Raw genomic sequence first — 17859 nt, forward strand, 5'->3', positions numbered from 1 at the left:
ACAATGTCTAATTTTTATTATGTTTGAGAAGTCAGAAAATTTCAACACGAATGAGTGTATATAGTAAAAATTGACGAAAGGCAAAAAATACATCTAGGATACACGATTGGAGGTCATGAGATGGAAAAGGAACGAAGTGATCAGTTCACCCATACCTTACAGCACAAAGATCGTGAAAACATTTGGCACCATATGTCCATTTATAACGAGCATACTCCAGTCATTATTGAACAAGGGGAAGGAGCATGGATAAAAGACAGTTTAGGCAATCGATTTTTAGATGGCATGTCAGGCTTATGGGCAGTCAATGTGGGTTATGGACGTGAGCGACTTGCTAAGGTCGCTTACGAGCAATTAAAAAAACTATGCTATGCCCCTTTAACACAGAGCCATGAGCCTGCTATTAGATTAGCTGAAAAAATCAACAGCTTACTAGAGGACGACTATATGATGTTTTATTCGAATAGTGGTTGTGATGCAAATGAAATAGCGTTCAAGTTAATACGACAATTCCATCAACAAAACGGGGAAGGGACACGCTATAAAATGATTGCTAGTTATCGAGCCTATCATGCTAGCTCGCTTGGAGCATTAGCCGCTACAGGCCAGGCATTACGTAAATATAAATATGAACCATTAACACCAGGCTTCCTGCACGTTGCCCCACCCGATCCTTATCGTCGTCCTAAAGGTCAATCAATGGAAGTATATAATTTAGCAAGAGCGCGTGACATCGAAGAAAAAATTATTGGGGAGCAAAATGAAACGATTGCCGCTGTTATTATGGAGCCATTCATAACAGGTGGGGGTGTCTTCATTCCACAACAAACATATGTTCAAGAAGTAGAGCGCATTTGTAGAAAGTACGGGGTGTTACTTATTATCGATGAAGTTATTTGTGGTTTCGGGCGAACGGGTAAGCTGTTTGGCCATCAACATTTCGGTATTCGTCCAGATGTTATTACAATGGCTAAAGGACTTACTAGCGCCTATTTACCACTATCAATTACAGCAGTAAGAAAAGATATTTATGATAAATTTAAAGAGATCGACGGCTATAGTCATTGTCGACATATGAATATGTTCGGTGGTAACCCGGCAGCCTGTGCTGTGGCATTAGAAAATATTAAGATCATTGAAGAAGAGGGACTTGTACAGCGTTCAAAAGATTTAGGAATTCAACTACTCCATGACCTACAAGACTTATTAGAGTTACCCTTTGTTGGAGATATTCAAGGGCTAGGGTTGCTCGTTGGTATAGAGCTTGTTGAAGATAAAGCCTCACAAAGACCTGCAAAGGAAGAAAGGGTGGCAAGCATCATTGCTGAGTGTAAAGGGAATGGCTTAATTGTTGGGAAAAATGGCGGTACAGTGGAGGGCTCCAATACTATCATTACGTTAAGTCCACCGCTTTGCTGTACCGATGAAGATCTTGAATTTATGGTAGCTGTTTTAAAAAGAGTATTTGCCGCCCATGTCTAATACGAGGCGATTCCAGAGCAGGGGAATTCAGGAATCGCCTTTAATAGTGTCGCTTCTGCCCTTTTTTTACAGATTCCCAATCAATTTCAATGTTTTGTAGAACTCGCTTGAGTAAATGGTGGATGCTGTCGACTTCATCGCTAGAAAAACCATCAAGTGCTCGTTTATTAGAATACTCGCCTTCCCGCTTTAAAAATGGATAGATGTCTAAGCTTCTATTGGTTGGAAAAAGTAATTTGTTTTTTTTATTTCCTTGATCACTACGTTTTTCAATAAAGCCTTTTGTTTCTAATTTTTGGATGGCCCTAGAAGCAGTTGTGCGATCCACCTTCAATAGCTCTGCCACCTTTTCTTGAATAATGCCAGGATTTTCGCAAATTCGGATAACATATAAATATTGACCCTTCGTTAAATCCAATTCCTTAAATTCTATATTACTAATCGAGTCTAAAGCCCGTGCGATAGCACCTATTTCACGTAAGATTTCTTTCATTTTCGATCCTCCTGAGATTTTTATTGTATTTGCAATAAAAATCGTTCTATACTAATAGTATCATCTTTGGGTGAAAATTGCACCTGGAGAAGAGGATGATGGTAGTGAAACGAGGAGGAGTATTCATGAGCATAAAAAAAGTAACAACTGATGCAGACTTACAATTAGCATTTGATTTTAGACGAAAAGTTTTTATTGAAGAGCAACAAGTACCAGAGGTAGAAGAGTTTGATGAATTTGATTCACTGCAAGCACCATGTGATCATATTCTTGTGTACTATAAGGAGCAGCCAGTGGGAACGGGTAGACTGCGTGTAGTCGAGGGCTATGGTAAACTGGAGCGCATTTGTATAGTAGAAGAGTTCCGTAAATTTGGACTTGGCAAAGAAATTATTATTGGCTTAGAGCAAATTGCCCGAGACAATGGCCTCACAAAAGCTAAATTAAATGCACAATCATATGCAGAGGGTTTTTATGAAAAATTAGGCTATAAGCGTGAAGGGGAAGAGTTTATGGATTGTGGCATTCCCCATATTTTAATGAAGAAATACTGGTAGATGTGCTAGGGATTGAAAAACAGATAGAATTTCCACCCACACTTTATTGAAGTGAGTATGATGTTCAATCAAATAACGATAACGGATTCAGATACATCAATACTTTGTCATACAATAATACCTCCTCCTGTTGACCTTGGGAGGAGGTATATTAGTGTTATGAATTTTGGATATGTGTTTCAATGATCCATAAAGCTCCGTACGTCATGGGGTTGCAAATCTACAACTAATTTTAGCAATTCGTTTATTTCTCTTTCACAACCGTACCGGCAAAGCTATCATGAGGAAGGCATTGTCCATGCTGTTGCTCAAATGCCTGGCGATTTTTTAAATAGTCAAATGAACTGATTGTATCCCGATAAGCCATACGTTTTAAAATTTGACAGTCTGATAATTCATGACCATCTGCATTTTCCAGTACTAGTCCCGTAGCTTTATAGCCAATGGTTTGTCCACCTTTACGAAGCTGTGCGTACTCTAATGCCCATAACATGACTGTCGGTGTAACGAGTGCATGAACCACCTCATTTTTCACTTTCTTCCGTAGAAAATACTCCACGCCCAATGTGACAGCCGTTGAAATAGCAGTATCCATTAAAAAAGCAGCAGCTCGTTTTTTTGTAATCGATTCCATGCAGGTCCTCCTCCCATTGATTTCTCACCAGTACATACGGAAAATAAGAATAAAAGGTTTCAAATTATTTTAGATTCATTCTAACGGTAGTTCAGGATAGGAGGGAATCGCCCCGTGCTTCATTGTCGTGATTCCTGCATAGCGATTGGCAAAAGAAAGCAGGGATATCGCATACTGTTCACAATAGGCTACCAAATGATCGGCAGATAATTGATGTTGAAGGAATTGACTTAATATCGCCCCAATAAAAGCGTCCCCAGCACCAGTCGTATCAACTGCTTGTACATTCTCAGCATGGACCTTACGTTGACATTTCTTTGTATATAATGTTGCGCCTTCTGCTCCATGAGTAATGATAATGGTCTCCAGATGCCCCTGAAATAATGTGTGCACAGCCGAAAATTCTTCCTCGATGGCTGTTAAAAATAACAGTTCTTCATTCGAAAGCTTTACAATATGGGCTTTTGGTAAAAAAGCTAGAATCGTTTCTCGACAAGCCGTCTCATCCTGCCATAAAGGCAATCGAACATTCGGATCAAAGGAAACGATGCTGCCTGCTTGATGTGCCTGCTCGATAAAAGCTAAATGGGCTGATTTCATTGGACTGTCAACAAGATTAACTGAACAAAAATGAATGATATCTTTGTTAGTTAATAGTTGTGATGGGAGATACTCTTGTTTGTACAATAAATCTGCAGCATGGCGTCGATAAAATTGAAAATCTCGCTCGCCCGTTTCAGAGAGTGCTACAAAAGCAAGGCTAGTTTCTCCCTCAGTAGTTTGTCGAATATATTGTGTGTCTACACCTGCCTGCTGCAAAGTCTTCTTCAGAAAATCACCAAACGCATCCTGACCTATTTGTGTTAGGAGGGCTGCCTGTTGACCAAGCTTGGCACATACTGCTGCGACATTTGCAGGGGCTCCACCAGCATGTTTCGTGAAATGCTCGACTTGTACTAGGTCACCATGCTGCTGTGTTGGCGTAAAATCTATTAGCAATTCACCAATTGTAAAGAGTTTGCCCATTAGGATACCTCCTGTGGTAGCCGTTTTTTCTTCGGGGTATAGATCGTGTAGAAAATCCCGCCGAAGATGAATAAAATGCCCAATGTTTGCATAAAGTTCGGCATAAAATCAAGCAGCAGCATATCGAGTAAAATGGCCACTACAGGGTCGACGAATACTAAAACGGAAACTAGAATAGTAGTAAGACTGCGAATACTATCGAAAAATAAATAATATACAAATCCAGTATGAATAAATCCTGTGCCTAGTATATAGAACCAATTGGTTGTAGTTAAACCTTCAAAGAGTGAGAAATCGATGAAGGGCAGTAGAATCAAAATGCCAACTGTTGTTTGTATATACGTTAAGGCATAGGAGCTAAGCTTTGTAATGGTCTTGCTTGTCAGCATGGTAAGAGCATAAAACACCGCTGACAATAAAGCCCAAACAAATCCTGATTGCATAAATTCAGAGAAAGATACAAAGTTTTGAAGACCCATGATAAAAATACTACCGATAAAACAAGTAATAGTTGCCACAAGTGCTTGGATGGTCATTTTTTCTTTTAAAAAGATAGCACCTAAAATTAAGACAAAGATAGGGGCTAAATTATAAATAGAAATGGCAATCGAAATAGACATTTCCTCAAAGGCTTTAAATAAAAATACCCAATTTAGTACTAAGAAAACGCCACAAATAATAGTTTGAATTACTTCTTTCTTCTCCCATTTTTCTGTTTTATGTCCACCAGTGATGAGCCACAATCCTCCTAGAAAGAGGGTTGCACAAATACATCTAACAAAGACGAGCTCTGTTGCAGGAACTCCAGTATGAACAGTAAAAAAGCCGATGGAGCCAAAAAGTGCCATTGATACGGTTAGTTTAATGATGGCTGAAATGTTCATACAAAACCTTCTTTCTGTTTTTTAGTAAATGCGAAAAGGAAAGGGGATAATCCCTATCAGCATACTTTTTGCTATAGCATGACATTATTCGCGAATTTGCCCATTGCCATATATAAAATATTTTGTAGAGGTGAGAGCAGGTAATCCCATAGGGCCCCGCGCATGTAGCTTTTGTGTACTAATACCAATTTCTGCGCCATAGCCAAATTCAAAACCATCCGTGAAGCGGGTCGAGGCGTTATGATAAACTGCAGCCGCATCAACATTAGTTAAAAACGTTTCCGCCACCAATAGATCTTCCGTTATAATGGCTTCAGAATGATTTGTCCCATAATGATGAATATGCTCAATGGCCTCGTAAACATTTTCAACTAATTTAACGCTTATTTTTAAATCAAGGAACTCAGTCGCATAGTCTTCCTCAGTAGCTGGGAGCGCTCCAGAAAATGCCTCGCATACTCGCTCATCACCAATAATAGTAACACCTGCTTTATGGATCGATGATAAAAGTTGCGTGCCATATGTTTTAAACCATACAGGGTGAATTAGTAAGCTTTCCGCAGCATTACAAACAGAAGGACGCTGTGTTTTGGCATTTAAACAAATTTTTTCTGCTTTTATGTAATCCGCCATTTGGTCCACATATATATGACAATTGCCTGCACCTGTTTCTAATACAGGGACAGAAGCCTCTCGGACGACCAAGTCAATAAGAGCCTTGCCGCCTCGAGGTATTAATACATCCAAGTACTCGTTTAAATGAAATAATTCTTTAGCGGTCTCACGGCTCGTATCCTCGATTAATTGGACAGCTTCTGTTGGTAGAGACGTCTTCGCCAATGCACGATGAATACTTGCTACGAGAGCATTATTTGAAAACTTAGCAGATGAGCTCCCTCGTAAAATGACGGCATTTCCTGTTTTTAGGGCAAGTGTCGCGGCATCAACCGTAACATTTGGTCTTGCCTCATAGATCATTCCAATGACACCAAGTGGGACCATGCGCTTTTCGATGTGTAGGCCATTACCTTTATCTATACGTTCGATAACTGTGCCAACTGGGTCCTTGAGAGAGACAAGTAAATGAATGGCATCAGCCATCGCTACTATGCGTTCTTCATTGAGCATGATGCGATCTAATGTAGAAGAGGGCATCCCCTGTTGCTCTCCATTGATAAGGTCTTTTGCATTTTCTTCTAAGATGTCTTGTTGGTCCATCAATAGCTGTTCAGCAATTTTAGTCAGCGCTTCATTTTTCTCACATGTAGTTTTAATATTTAACATATAGCTAGCGGCTTTGGCACATTTTCCCTTTTCTTGAATTTCACTTACCATGTTCAGACCTCCTTATTTAGTTTGAATTTTCAGCCATTTATCCCTGTGAATGACCTCAATCGGGCATTTCGATAATGTATTTGTCCGTTTGCCCATAGCGGACAAAAGTTCTTGTGATGAATACAGCACCTCACCACGTCCTAGTAAACCTTGTTCACAATACACTTCAACTACATCACCATTGTTAAAATCACCTTCAACCTGAAAAACACCAGCAGGTAACAAGCTTTTGCCATTGACCATTAGTGCTTGTTCAGCACCTCTATCTATAAAAATTTTACCAGATATTTCCGCGAGTGCAATCCACTGTTTATGATTCTTTAACACGGCTAGGTCATCATGTCCGACATAAGTTCCATCACCACGCCCTGCTAAAATATCAACAAGCTTTTGAGCGCCATAACCTGTTCCGATAAAAACTTTAACTCCAGCCTGTAAAGCTGTACGGGCAGCCAGTAGCTTCGATGCCATGCCGCCTGTTCCAACCTTGGAACCTGTGCTGTCTGCAAAGTCTAACAAGTCGTCCGTGATGGACGTTAAATAATCAATTCGCTCTGCCTGAGGGTTTTTGCTAGGGTTGGCGTTATATAAGCCATTAATATCTGTTAATATGATGAGTTGATCTGCATGAACAAGTCCACTAACAAGGGCAGACAGCATATCATTGTCGCCAAAGGTTAGCTCACTTATAGAAACGGTATCATTTTCATTAATGATAGGTAGCATCGAGCGCTCAAGCAATTCCTCGAAAGTAGCATAGGCATTTTTATAGCATTCTTTTTTAGAAAAATCAGTGCGCGTCAGTAAAATCTGAGCAGGCAATATATCATAAATACTAAATAATGCACTATACGATTGAATAAGTAAGCTTTGCCCTACTGCTGCTGCCGCCTGTTTGCCCTTTACCGTAACAGGACGAGCCGGGTAGCCAAGCTGTTTAAAGCCTGCTGCTACTGCACCTGATGACACAAGTAATACATCATGTCCTTGTTTTTTCAACTCCGCGATTGCCTGAACATGATCCATTAAACGAACTTTATCGATTTCGCCTTTTGCATTTGTTAAAGAGCTACTCCCAATCTTGACGACAATTCTCTTTTTTTCCACCACACTACCTCCAATTGTCAAAAATAAAAAACCCTTTTCATCCTAAAAAATTAGGACGAAAAGGGTTGCTTTCCGCGGTACCACCTACATTGAATATCGTGCGACATTCCACTTTCCTCATAACGCTAGAGACTGCGCCTAGTTTAGCTAGGACGATAGACGAAGTAGGTTCATTAGTCTTTTCTTGCACAATGTCTTGCAGCCGATGGACATCGTTCTCTGTTCAAGCAGATACTAATTACTGATCTTCGTTCGTTTTCTCATCATAATGTTTTTCAACTATTGAGTAAAGAATGCACTACTTCCAAAAGCCTGTCAAGATGATGAGGGAAATTACTTGAAAGTTTTGATAAATTGAGAAAAAAAGATAGAAAGGGCATGAATTTTTTATTTAAACCACCAAATGGCGATGAAAAGAGGGAGCATTGCTAGCAACATTACAAAGAAACTCCATAGTACTTGTTTTCCCGAGGACATGTTTTTTGGCTTTATGCTCATTTGTTCATAAAGCTTGTTAATGGCACGTTGTTCTTTCGCATAAAGCATTGCTTGAAATTCCTCGTAATCTTGAATATAGCTAGATGGTGGACGTGGACTAAAGCGTAAATCTCTAATAGAGTCCGTAATATCTATGTCATTCATCCAATAAGTGATTACAGGAGCTAAGCCTGTATTCTGTGTAGCTTTCACCTCAATGTCATGGGACTTCATTTTATAGTACACCTCACCGTGCTCGTCTTCATACAGTGAAACAATATCACTAACTGCCACTAATAATCACCTCTTATTGAATTCATCTATTGTATCATGAGTTTCTTCTATTATAATGGAATAAAGAAGAAAAGTGTTGTTTAAGCGAGCATTAATGGTGAAACGTATGTTCACGAAAAAAATTTAATAAAGTCATAAACTTACAGCTAAAGGCAAGTACGGCATGTAGTATAATGAAAATAGTTTGCTGAAAGCAGTGAAGGAAGGGCATTATTGGAGATTTCCATGATGCAATGAGTCATTTCGATAAAGGAGACCCATTTACCTCGTAATCTTATTTTATATGATATAGAAAAGGGATAGTTTTTTCTTTGCATTGTTACCACAGTCTTCAATTCATCATTTGAACATATTGGGTTTTAAACGCTGATTTTGGGTATAGTATTTTTAGGTACAAGCATTATTAATATTTTTATTGTTTAGTATGATTGCAGGGAAAGTTAGATCCGTCATGATTGGAACGCCTGTGATGGCTAAGCAATTAATATGGTTCAAGGTATCCTCTTTACATTTATCGGGATACAGATTGCCATTAGCATAACAGTAGGAGGAATTCACATGGCTATTTTACATATAACTTTTAGCTTAGCAACCCAGGGTTCCATGAAGCTTGCTATACGCCAACATCTTTTGCAACGTAATGAATCAGTTTTAAGTGTTCATGATGATTTCTCTTTTGGACCTCTTCACAGCTTAGAAGAGCGCATAGTATGGTTAAACACTCATATTTTGAAGGATAATGAAGAACAGCAATTATACGTAGATATGTATGAAAGCTGGAAGAAAAAAATGGCCGAACTGCCATGTGATGTGGATGTTTGGGTTTGGTATAGTCAAAATACACATGAACAGATTGGTCTACGCTATGTTATGAGTGAGTTTATTCATAAATGTAGCATGGTTTATGGGATTGACGTAACAGATGGACTGAAGCAAATTCAACCTCATCTCGATATTCGTCATACAGGAGAGCTTTCCTCAGAAATGCTTATGAAGCTTCGTCCTTACGCAAAACGATTTTCAGTTCAGGAATGTCAACAGCTTGCCAAGGAATGGGAAGACCTTAAAGAGCATTCAAGTCCACTCCGATTGTGGAAAGAGGGTATTGTACATGTCGAGGAAGATGCACTGGATACGCTCATCATTGCCAGTGTGAAGGATTTGCATGTACAATATAATGAAGAATGGCTTTTACTTATGCCTATAATCAGTACTATTAGTGTTGCCTTGGATGATTATATTAGTGATGAATTCATGATGAAACGAATAATGACTATGATTGAGCAAGGCTTCTTGCAGATAGAAGGAGATTTAACGGATTTTCATTCCTGTAGGGTGAAGTATATAGACGTATAATAAAAAGCGGTAGGCTGCATTGGGCAACCTACCGCTTTAGCTTTCCTGAGAGGGAGGAGACATTTTCTTTTCATAAAAATCAAAGACAAATTGTTGGAATTGGCGTGCAGATGGGGACAAATAACGATTGTCAATCCAGGCCATGCCAATAATACGTTCACAAACCATATCCTCTACATGGATTTTGACGATTTTTTTCGGATTCAAATCCTCATCATCAGGAAGCAATGATACCCCGAGTCCTGCACCCACAAAACCTGCAATGGTAGAAACCTCATCACCTTCATAAGAGATTTTTGGCTTAATGCCCGCAGCATGTAACAAGCGATCAGCTGAGCGGCGGAGGGCATACCCTTTTTTCATAAGCACAAAGTTCTCATGTTCCAATTCTTTCATTTTTATGCTTTTGCGATGGGCAAGAGGATGGTCAATCGGAACCATAATAAATAACTCATCTCGCCATAGCTCCTTCCAGCTAACGGGAGGCTCTGTATCAATCGCTGCTAGTAAGCATAGGTCTAATTCGCCAGCAAGCAATTGCTTTAACTGAGAATGTGAGTAATTTTGTGTGAAATGAAAACGGATATGGGGGTGCTTCTGACGAAAAGCACGAATTAAGTCTGGTACAATACTAGTCCCAAGAGTGTGTAAAAAACCGAGTGACACATCCCCAAGCTCCGGATTATTAAGCTCTTGTAATTCTAATACTGCTTTCTCGTATTCTTTACGCATTCGTTGTACACGATATAAGAAAAGTTCACCATAGCGATTGAGCATTATGGAACGCCCCTGCCTATCAAAAAGCGGGACACCTAGTTCTTCCTCCAGCTTTGAAATTGAACGGCTTAACGCTGGCTGTGAAATTGCCAATGCCTCGGCAGCACGTGTCATATGTTCTAACTTTGCAACGGTTACAAAATATTCTAATTGTTGCCACTCCATTTTTTCACCTCTATTCTCGTAATTTTTAAGTTAACTGCATTATAACGGGAAACAAAGAGGAAGTATAGGTGGCAAAAACTTTTTAAACAGACGTTGCTTTTAATTAGAAGAATGGAAAAGTTAAGTAGCAGAAAGTGTGATAGTACAGGTGTTAAGTTGACATCATTCATGCATGGTAGACATTGATTTGATAAAAACTATAAATTGTACATTATGAATAAAGGGTGTTAAGATAGACACATAAAATACACAATTAATAATTTCCGTGAAGGGGATATCCTAAAATGAAGTTAACAAAGCCACAACCTCTAACAATTGAGGGAGGCAAAAAAGCCGTACTATTATTGCATGGATTCACAGGTAGCACAAAAGATGTGAAAAAGCTAGGAGAATTTTTATCTCAACGAGGTTATACCGTTCATGCACCGATTTATAGTGGGCACGGAGTAGAACCAGAAGCACTATTAGAAACGAAACCAGAAGACTGGTGGAACGATGTTGTAGAAGGATATAACTTCCTTCAAAGTAAAGGCTATGAAGAGATCGCAGTTGTTGGCATTTCACTTGGTGGTGTTTTCTCACTGAAGGTTGCAGAGACATTTCCAGTAAAAGCATGTGTAGCGATGTGTGCACCGATTACACGAGATAACTCAAAAGGCTTATTTACACGTTTGTACCACTATGCTCGTTTATATAAACATTTCGAAAATAAATCAAAAGATCAAATTATTTCAGAATTACATGAATTACGTATTTCTCCAAAAGATTCATTAGATGGTGTAACACGTTTAACGACTGAAACACGAGATGATTTATCAACGATTAAAGCTCCAACATTAGTACTACAAGGGTCATTGGATGATGAGCTTTATCAGGAAAGTGCACCTTTCATTTTAAATACTGTAGAAACTGATGACAAAGAAATCATTTGGTATGAAAATTCAGGTCATATAATTACGTTGGATAAAGAACGTGATAAAGTATATGAAGATGTTTATAAATTTTTAGATCATATTGAGTGGTCAGTTGCAAATTAAGGAGGGGCTGTCAGAGGACAGCTCTTTTTTTGTACTAAGTTTACTATATTCAAAAAAACTATTGTAATTATAATAAATGCTTGATAACATAATTGAATTGTAATGAAAAATCATTCGATTAAAATAATTTGCTATAGTTAAAAACTTCTAAGGAGCACATCAATTATGCAACAAAAAATACCTTTCTCAACCTATGCAGTCATCGGCACTATGTTATTCGGTCTGTATTTTGGAGCAGGGAACCTTATCTTTCCAATCCAATTAGGTCAACTAGCAGGGACCAATTTTTGGCTTGGGTTAATCGGATTTTTAGTCACGGCTATCGGTCTACCATTTTTAGGAATTTTAGCGATTGGCTTATCAGGTAGTAACGGTTTGCGCGATCTAGCGAGCCGTGTTCACCCCATCTTCGGTATTGTCTTTTCACTAGCCCTTTACTTAACAATTGGCCCGTTTTTTGCCATTCCACGTACTGCGACCGTACCATTTGTAGTGGGCTTTGAGCCTTATATTCAAGCACAGCATGTTACATTATTGCTGGCCGTGTTTAGCTTCATTTTTTTCGCCATCGTTTATTATTTTTCGTTAAATCCAGCGAAAATTATGGATTACATTGGTAAATATTTAACACCAGCCTTTTTAATTGTATTATTCATTTTAATTATTACGAGTATCGTAAAGCCAATGGGGGATTTCCAACAACCAATGGGCGATTATATAGATGCTGCCTTTATGACAGGCTTTAAAGAGGGCTATAATACGATGGATGCTTTAGCTTCCCTTGCTTTCGGGATTGTGGTCATTAATGCAATTAAAAGTGCAGGCATTTCCGATCGAAAGGAAATAGCGAAGGCGACATGGACGTCAGGTATATTTGCAATGGCCCTAATGATGCTTATTTATGGCCTGATTACGTATATGGGCGCTTCCAGTATTTCTGCGGTAGGTACCTTTGATAATGGGGGATTAATTTTTTCCGCAGTGGCAGATCATTATTTCGGTTCGTTCGGTGCTATTTTATTAGCCGTTATCATTGTGCTCGCTTGTTTAAAGACAAGTATCGGCTTAATCACTTCATGTAGTGAATTCTTCCATGAAGTGTTTCCGAAAGTAAGCTATAAATGGTTTGTCTTTTTATTGTGTCTCGTATCCTTTGTCATTGCCAACTTCGGATTAAACAATATTATACAATTCGCCATCCCAGTGCTGATGTTCCTATATCCACTTGCGATTGTTTTAATTTTACTGGCTCTTAGCTCATCGTACTTTCACAATAAGCAAGCGGTGTATGCCATCGCAATGATTTTCACATTTTTCATTAGCGTAATTGACGGCTATAAAGCTTTAGTGGCAAGTATACCTGAAACACAATTACGTGTATTGGATGCTGTAGAGAAGGCTTATTCATCAATCTTACCATTTTATGATATTGGGTTAGGGTGGATATTGCCAGCAATCATTGGAGCAATACTTGGAGCTCTAATTCCTTCTAAAAAAGTACTATAATAATAAAGAAGCACGCACAGAAAATGATAGCTGTGCGTGCTGTTTTACTATATTAGTAAGCTGTCCAGCCACCATCTACCGCAATAACTTGCCCGTTCACAAAGCTTGCTTCATCAGAGCCAAGGAAAATAGCTAATTGGGCAATTTCCTCAGGTTGACCAGCACGAGGATTAATCGATAAACCAAGTGATTGGCGTGCTGCACCTGTTTGACTCATATTTGTCATGGAAGAGGCGATATTCGTCATAACTGCCCCTGGTGCAATACCATTACAGCGAATATTTTTATCCGCATACATAAAGGCTGTATTTTTAGTTAATCCAACAACGGCATGTTTAGACGCAGTGTAAGCAGCTCCTGCTCGTGCACCATATAAGCCACCAGCGGAAATATTATTGACAAAGACACCATGTCCTTGGGCGAGGAAAATGTCTGTTGCCATACGCATGGAGCGCATCACGGCTGTTGTATTAACCGCAAATACTTTATCCCAACGTTCATCAGAAATTTCCCCGACTGGCTCCATACCATCCATGATACCGGCGTTATTGACTAAAATATCTAATTGACCAAAGTACCTTTTTGTTTCATCAAATAAACGTTGTAAGTCTTCTGTTGATGCGACATTTGTTTGAATGGCAAAAGCTGTACCCCCAGCCGCTTGAATGCCTTCCACCACAGCTTGGGCACCTTCTATATTTAAATCTGAAACGACAACCTTAGCACCCTCTTTTGCATAACCCTCTGCTATAGCTTTCCCCATACCTGAAGCTGCACCTGTGACAATGGCTACTTTACCTTCTAATCTCATCTCAAAGACCTCCTCATACTATTTTTTTATAGATATTGAACATCTGTTCATTAAAATCATATAATAAATATGAAAGCGATTTCAATATGCAAAATATCTGGATGTGTTGAGTAATCAACACTTTTGGAAAAACTGTTTACTTAGGAGCTGAAAAAAATGTCTACAACAGATTTACGAGTTATTAAAACAAAGCAAGCCTTACACTCAGCTTTATTGACACTGCTTAGTCAAAAGCCATTGGAGCAGATTTCTATTGCGGAAATATGTAGAGAGGCCAAGGTGAATAGGGGGACATTCTATTTGCATTACGAGCAAAAAGAAGGACTCTTTGAAGAATACTTTCAAGAGATTATGGAGGATTTATACCAGTCCTACGAAGAACCTTACCGTGCCGTGACAACATTGGATACACACCAACTAGATCCAGACACAATTCGTATTTTTCACCATATTGAACGCTTTAAAATGTTTTATCGAATTGTGTTTTCCAAAAACGTTCCATTAACGTATTATTACATGCTGTTTGATGGAATTTACTCATTGCTAAAGAGAGATATCACCCTGCATCACGAACATCAAATGACAGCATCGATTTCAATTGATTATTATAGCGCCTACCAAGCAAATGCGATTATCGGACTCATTATCCAATGGTACCGTGGCGACTTTAGCGACAGCGTGACCGTCTTAAATCAGCAGCTAGCTGCCATACTGAAAAATGTTCGAAATGGTGGGTAGAGCAGAAAGAGGTGAATAAAACGCAGAAAGTGATGGATCGAGCATGAAAAGAGGTGGATAAAATGCTCAAAAGGGATAGCCCCCCACTCTGTCCATCACCGAAGGAACAGAGCCTAGGGGCTATAAAATACAACTAACTAGAACTCTTAGCAAGTGCGGGTTTTATTGCTACGGTCACTGTAGCGATTGTCAGAGTGACAAGTATGATGATACCTAAGGAGCTACTATTTTGTAGCAAATTATCGGCACTTCCTCCGAAAATAATGGTGTAATAGCCATCGGCACCGTAAGAAGCGGGTAGCATAGCAGCTATTTGCTTGTAACCTTCAGATAGCATGGTTTTCGGAACGAGTACTCCAGAGGTTACTAGTTGGAGGGATAGGGCACAAATATTGAAGACCATGCCGATATTTCCAAAAAGAATGACGAAAACCTGGGCTAGGCAAAGGAAAGCTAGGAACATCACAGATTGGAAGAGATAGATGGATAGAAAGCTTTCATTGCTCGAAATAGTAAATAGATGCATTAAACCGATTGTAAGGAATGGTAAAGTAAGAGCTACTCCAACATTGAGCAGCTGTCGTGCAAAGAACAATTGCCATTTTGAGAGAATACTTTGTACCTTTTGTGCGGCTTGCTGATGTTGCATAATCATCACCATTGCCCCTACAAAGGAGGATATAATGACCATAAGTGGGATAAAGTTTGCAGCAAACCCCTTCACATCATTCGTTTTAAGAATAGTAGCATCGACGGCGTGATCTTTAATTGACATCATGGTTGTATGGACAGATGCGTTTATTTGCTGGGAGGTATTTTGCTCAAAAGGAAGCTGTGCAAATTGTTGGGAAAAAACCTCGATTGCCTGATTTTGTTGTAATGGGTAGAGCATTCGGTTCATTTCTTCTGTTAATTGCTTAGCGACACTATCCATCATGTTTTTGGCCATACTAGCATTGGCCTGATTAATCGAATAGATGATTTCTGCTTTTTCTCCAGTCTGAAGTTGATTCGTAAAATTTGCGGGAATTTGCATAATCATATTAATTTGGCGTTCATTTAGGGCATGCTCTGCTTGCTTCAACGAGGAATATTTTTTTACCGTAAATGGAATGTTGTCCTCCATATCCTTTACAATTTGTTGTCCCATCCCCGTATCTTCCACAACGAAGCCTATCGATAATTCATCAGCTCGCTCATTGACACCGTCATAGGCTGTCATCCAAATTGTAAAGAAAATTAATTGGAAGGCAATCGCAGCAACAATGCCAATATATGTTTCACGAACGCTCAATAAAGTTTGTAAACCTTTCATTGTTAAACTACCCCTTTATAAAGTAAGTACTTACTTGCATCGGAAGGAAAAATTTTTTCTAGGAAACGAGTCCCCTAGAAAAAATAGCAACACTTGTCTGTAATAGTTCTTCGGTTGGTATGTCAGACACCATAGTACCAAGACGTGCACGTGACATAAAATGGCCAAAGTTAAGCGCAATAAGCGATAATGCGGCAGCTTCAAAATCAACCTCTCTTATCTTCCCTCGCTGTTGCATTTCTTGAAAGTACTGGCAGAGTTCCTTTTTGATCAAAAGAGGGATATTTGCAATTTCCTCACTGATTTCAGGAAACTGAATGGACTCCTTAAAGCCAATCATCACCAAATCTTTAATCGACATTAAGAATTCAAAATGCTTTAAAGAAAAGTTTAATAAATCCTTTTCTAATTCCCACGTAACATTTTGATGGATCTCCTGTTGTAAAAGAGGATAATACGAAAATTGTTCAACTATGGCTTTCAAGAGGCCACGCTTATTGCCAAAATGGCGGAAAAGTGTAACTTCATTGACGCCTGCTAATTCAGCAATCGTTTTCGTTGTTGCGGCAGTATAGCCCTTTTCGCTAATCAATTGTAGAGCAGCTTCGATGATTCGTTCTGCGGTTCCCTTTGTTGTCAAACATAAACTTCCTTTCATGCAAGTAATCACTTACATGCTAACACAGTGCATGCTTCTCTGCAACATAATAATCCATTTCAATGAAATAATCGTCAACAAGAATATTGACAACTATATCGACGACTGATATATTTTATTTGTATCGGCTGACGATATATTGGTGGACGATATAAAGGGGGATTGTATGACACAGGAGCATCCGCCGTTAACTGAAGGCGTATATTATATTTTATTAGCTTTATATGAGCCTAGACATGGTTATGGCATTATGCAATTAGTAGAGGAAATGAGCAGTGGGCGAGTACGCTTAGGCGCTGGTACCATTTATGGGGCCATTAAAACTTTGCTAGAACGAGGCTGGATTGAGGCGCTCGACGATGACGGTCGAAAGAAAGAATATGTAATTACAGAAACTGGAGAAAAGGTAGTTGAATACGAAATTTTAAGATTAAGGGAACTTTTTGACAATGGTATCCGTATAACGAGAGGAGCTGAATAATATGCATACATATCGATTAGTGATTAATCCATATGCATTTGTCCTATTATTCTCATTCCCATTATATAGGCTTATACGTGTACGCAATCGATTGAAGAAAGAGCTAAATATATTTTCAGATTAGTGGACGTCCATTATTTTCTGGGAAATCAGAAAATAGTGAAAGAACTTCCTATAAGGGGTGAGAGGATGGAAAAAAGAATTTACCGTTTTTTTGTAGATTATGAAAAGGAAGAACGGTGGGTCAATGAAATGGCAGATCGGGGGTGGAATCTTAAAAAAGCAATTGTAGGTTTTTTTGTTTTTGAAAAAGGAACACCACAACAATATATTTATCGAAATGAATTTGTGAATAGGAAATCGAAGGATTATTTTGAGTTTCTAGAGATGATGAATATAGAATGTGTGTACAAATTCGGTGGTTGGGCATATTACCGAAAACCAAAGGCAGAGGGGCCATTTGAATTATTCTCAGATACTACCTCTAAAATTAGCTATATAAAATCGATGAATCGTATTTTTATCGTACTGTTGCTAGTCAATATAGTGGCGGGTCTTTATAATCTTTCGTTAGGAACGTGGGGGCCATCTTTAAAAGTAGTCAACACCAGTGTAGGGTGTTTAAATTTTATCGTATCCATAATGGTGTGTATCTCTATTTTAAAAAATGCAAACCGTAAAAAAAGATTGAAGGAAAATTTACATATATTCGAAGGGTAAGGAGGA

The 17859-nt window shown here is 38.8% G+C and carries 20 protein-coding genes; 9 read left to right on the top strand and 11 right to left on the bottom strand.

Features of this window, described 5'->3' with window-relative positions; genetic code table 11:
• Positions 1-120: 120 nt before the first annotated feature.
• The gene (locus tag ACE1MS_RS07960; RefSeq protein WP_200991113.1) at positions 121-1482 is read left to right on the top strand and encodes an aspartate aminotransferase family protein; all 1362 of its coding nucleotides are present in this window, start codon (positions 121-123) and stop codon (positions 1480-1482) included.
• A gap of 40 nt (positions 1483-1522) precedes the next feature.
• On the opposite strand, the gene ACE1MS_RS07965 is transcribed toward ACE1MS_RS07960, so the two are convergent.
• A complete protein-coding gene (locus ACE1MS_RS07965; RefSeq protein WP_012293879.1) occupies positions 1523-1975 on the bottom strand; it encodes a MarR family winged helix-turn-helix transcriptional regulator in 453 nt (150 codons plus the stop codon).
• A gap of 125 nt (positions 1976-2100) precedes the next feature.
• Between ACE1MS_RS07965 and ACE1MS_RS07970 the strand changes: the two genes are divergently transcribed.
• On the top strand, positions 2101-2532 hold the full coding sequence (locus ACE1MS_RS07970) for a GNAT family N-acetyltransferase (protein ID WP_031419559.1): 432 nt from the start codon (positions 2101-2103) through the stop codon (positions 2530-2532).
• A 244-nt stretch (positions 2533-2776) separates the two neighbouring features.
• On the opposite strand, the gene ACE1MS_RS07975 is transcribed toward ACE1MS_RS07970, so the two are convergent.
• The 6 genes from ACE1MS_RS07975 to ACE1MS_RS08000 all read right to left on the bottom strand — a co-directional run bounded on the left by ACE1MS_RS07975 (position 2777) and on the right by ACE1MS_RS08000 (position 8289).
• A complete protein-coding gene (locus ACE1MS_RS07975; protein ID WP_012293881.1) occupies positions 2777-3166 on the bottom strand; it encodes an RDD family protein in 390 nt (129 codons plus the stop codon).
• 75 nt (positions 3167-3241) lie between these two features.
• The gene (locus tag ACE1MS_RS07980) at positions 3242-4192 is read right to left on the bottom strand and encodes a carbohydrate kinase family protein (RefSeq protein WP_031419560.1); all 951 of its coding nucleotides are present in this window, start codon (positions 4190-4192) and stop codon (positions 3242-3244) included.
• On the bottom strand, positions 4192-5076 hold the full coding sequence (locus ACE1MS_RS07985; RefSeq protein ID WP_036215533.1) for a DMT family transporter: 885 nt from the start codon (positions 5074-5076) through the stop codon (positions 4192-4194). Before ACE1MS_RS07985 ends, ACE1MS_RS07980 begins: the two co-directional genes overlap by 1 nt.
• 84 nt (positions 5077-5160) lie before the next feature.
• Positions 5161-6411 (bottom strand): glutamate-5-semialdehyde dehydrogenase, encoded by a 1251-nt coding sequence (locus ACE1MS_RS07990; RefSeq protein WP_447402817.1) that lies wholly within the window; start codon positions 6409-6411, stop codon positions 5161-5163.
• Positions 6412-6423: 12 nt separating this feature from the next.
• The gene (proB, locus tag ACE1MS_RS07995) at positions 6424-7518 is read right to left on the bottom strand and encodes a glutamate 5-kinase (RefSeq protein WP_031419564.1); all 1095 of its coding nucleotides are present in this window, start codon (positions 7516-7518) and stop codon (positions 6424-6426) included.
• Positions 7519-7905: 387 nt separating this feature from the next.
• Positions 7906-8289: a hypothetical protein gene (locus ACE1MS_RS08000; protein ID WP_012293886.1), complete on the bottom strand. Its 384-nt coding sequence runs from the start codon at positions 8287-8289 to the stop codon at positions 7906-7908.
• 558 nt (positions 8290-8847) lie between these two features.
• Here ACE1MS_RS08000 and ACE1MS_RS08005 point away from each other — a divergent pair.
• The gene (locus ACE1MS_RS08005) at positions 8848-9645 is read left to right on the top strand and encodes a DUF1835 domain-containing protein (RefSeq protein WP_197224951.1); all 798 of its coding nucleotides are present in this window, start codon (positions 8848-8850) and stop codon (positions 9643-9645) included.
• A gap of 36 nt (positions 9646-9681) precedes the next feature.
• Here the strand turns inward: ACE1MS_RS08005 and ACE1MS_RS08010 are convergent, their stop codons facing one another.
• Positions 9682-10587 carry a LysR family transcriptional regulator gene (locus tag ACE1MS_RS08010; protein WP_099805972.1) on the bottom strand — a complete coding sequence of 302 codons (906 nt, stop codon included), beginning with the start codon at positions 10585-10587 and terminating at the stop codon, positions 9682-9684.
• Positions 10588-10871: 284 nt separating this feature from the next.
• Here ACE1MS_RS08010 and ACE1MS_RS08015 point away from each other — a divergent pair, with 284 nt between their 5' ends.
• Both ACE1MS_RS08015 and brnQ read left to right on the top strand, forming a co-directional pair.
• The gene (locus ACE1MS_RS08015) at positions 10872-11624 is read left to right on the top strand and encodes an alpha/beta hydrolase (protein ID WP_031419567.1); all 753 of its coding nucleotides are present in this window, start codon (positions 10872-10874) and stop codon (positions 11622-11624) included.
• Positions 11625-11789: 165 nt separating this feature from the next.
• Positions 11790-13130 carry a branched-chain amino acid transport system II carrier protein gene (gene brnQ / locus ACE1MS_RS08020; protein ID WP_447402818.1) on the top strand — a complete coding sequence of 447 codons (1341 nt, stop codon included), beginning with the start codon at positions 11790-11792 and terminating at the stop codon, positions 13128-13130.
• A 52-nt stretch (positions 13131-13182) separates the two neighbouring features.
• Here the strand turns inward: brnQ and ACE1MS_RS08025 are convergent, their stop codons facing one another.
• Positions 13183-13941 carry an SDR family oxidoreductase gene (locus tag ACE1MS_RS08025; RefSeq protein WP_031419571.1) on the bottom strand — a complete coding sequence of 253 codons (759 nt, stop codon included), beginning with the start codon at positions 13939-13941 and terminating at the stop codon, positions 13183-13185.
• A 156-nt stretch (positions 13942-14097) separates the two neighbouring features.
• Here ACE1MS_RS08025 and ACE1MS_RS08030 point away from each other — a divergent pair, with 156 nt between their 5' ends.
• Positions 14098-14679, top strand: a complete 582-nt coding sequence (locus ACE1MS_RS08030) for a TetR/AcrR family transcriptional regulator (RefSeq protein ID WP_012293893.1) — start codon at positions 14098-14100, stop codon at positions 14677-14679.
• A gap of 133 nt (positions 14680-14812) precedes the next feature.
• Here the strand turns inward: ACE1MS_RS08030 and ACE1MS_RS08035 are convergent, their stop codons facing one another.
• Positions 14813-15994: a YhgE/Pip domain-containing protein gene (locus ACE1MS_RS08035; RefSeq protein ID WP_099805969.1), complete on the bottom strand. Its 1182-nt coding sequence runs from the start codon at positions 15992-15994 to the stop codon at positions 14813-14815.
• Positions 15995-16052: 58 nt separating this feature from the next.
• Positions 16053-16652: a TetR/AcrR family transcriptional regulator gene (locus ACE1MS_RS08040; RefSeq protein ID WP_012293895.1), complete on the bottom strand. Its 600-nt coding sequence runs from the start codon at positions 16650-16652 to the stop codon at positions 16053-16055.
• A gap of 166 nt (positions 16653-16818) precedes the next feature.
• Between ACE1MS_RS08040 and ACE1MS_RS08045 the strand changes: the two genes are divergently transcribed.
• The 3 genes from ACE1MS_RS08045 to ACE1MS_RS08055 all read left to right on the top strand — a co-directional run bounded on the left by ACE1MS_RS08045 (position 16819) and on the right by ACE1MS_RS08055 (position 17853).
• Positions 16819-17133 carry a PadR family transcriptional regulator gene (locus ACE1MS_RS08045; protein WP_031419577.1) on the top strand — a complete coding sequence of 105 codons (315 nt, stop codon included), beginning with the start codon at positions 16819-16821 and terminating at the stop codon, positions 17131-17133.
• A 1-nt stretch (position 17134) separates the two neighbouring features.
• On the top strand, positions 17135-17257 hold the full coding sequence (locus ACE1MS_RS08050) for a hypothetical protein (protein ID WP_268988039.1): 123 nt from the start codon (positions 17135-17137) through the stop codon (positions 17255-17257).
• A 65-nt stretch (positions 17258-17322) separates the two neighbouring features.
• Entirely contained in the window at positions 17323-17853 is a 531-nt protein-coding gene (locus ACE1MS_RS08055) for a DUF2812 domain-containing protein (protein ID WP_099805968.1), read from the top strand.
• The last annotated feature ends 6 nt before the right edge of the window (positions 17854-17859 follow it).

Source organism: Lysinibacillus sp. fkY74-1 (genome assembly GCF_053165895.1).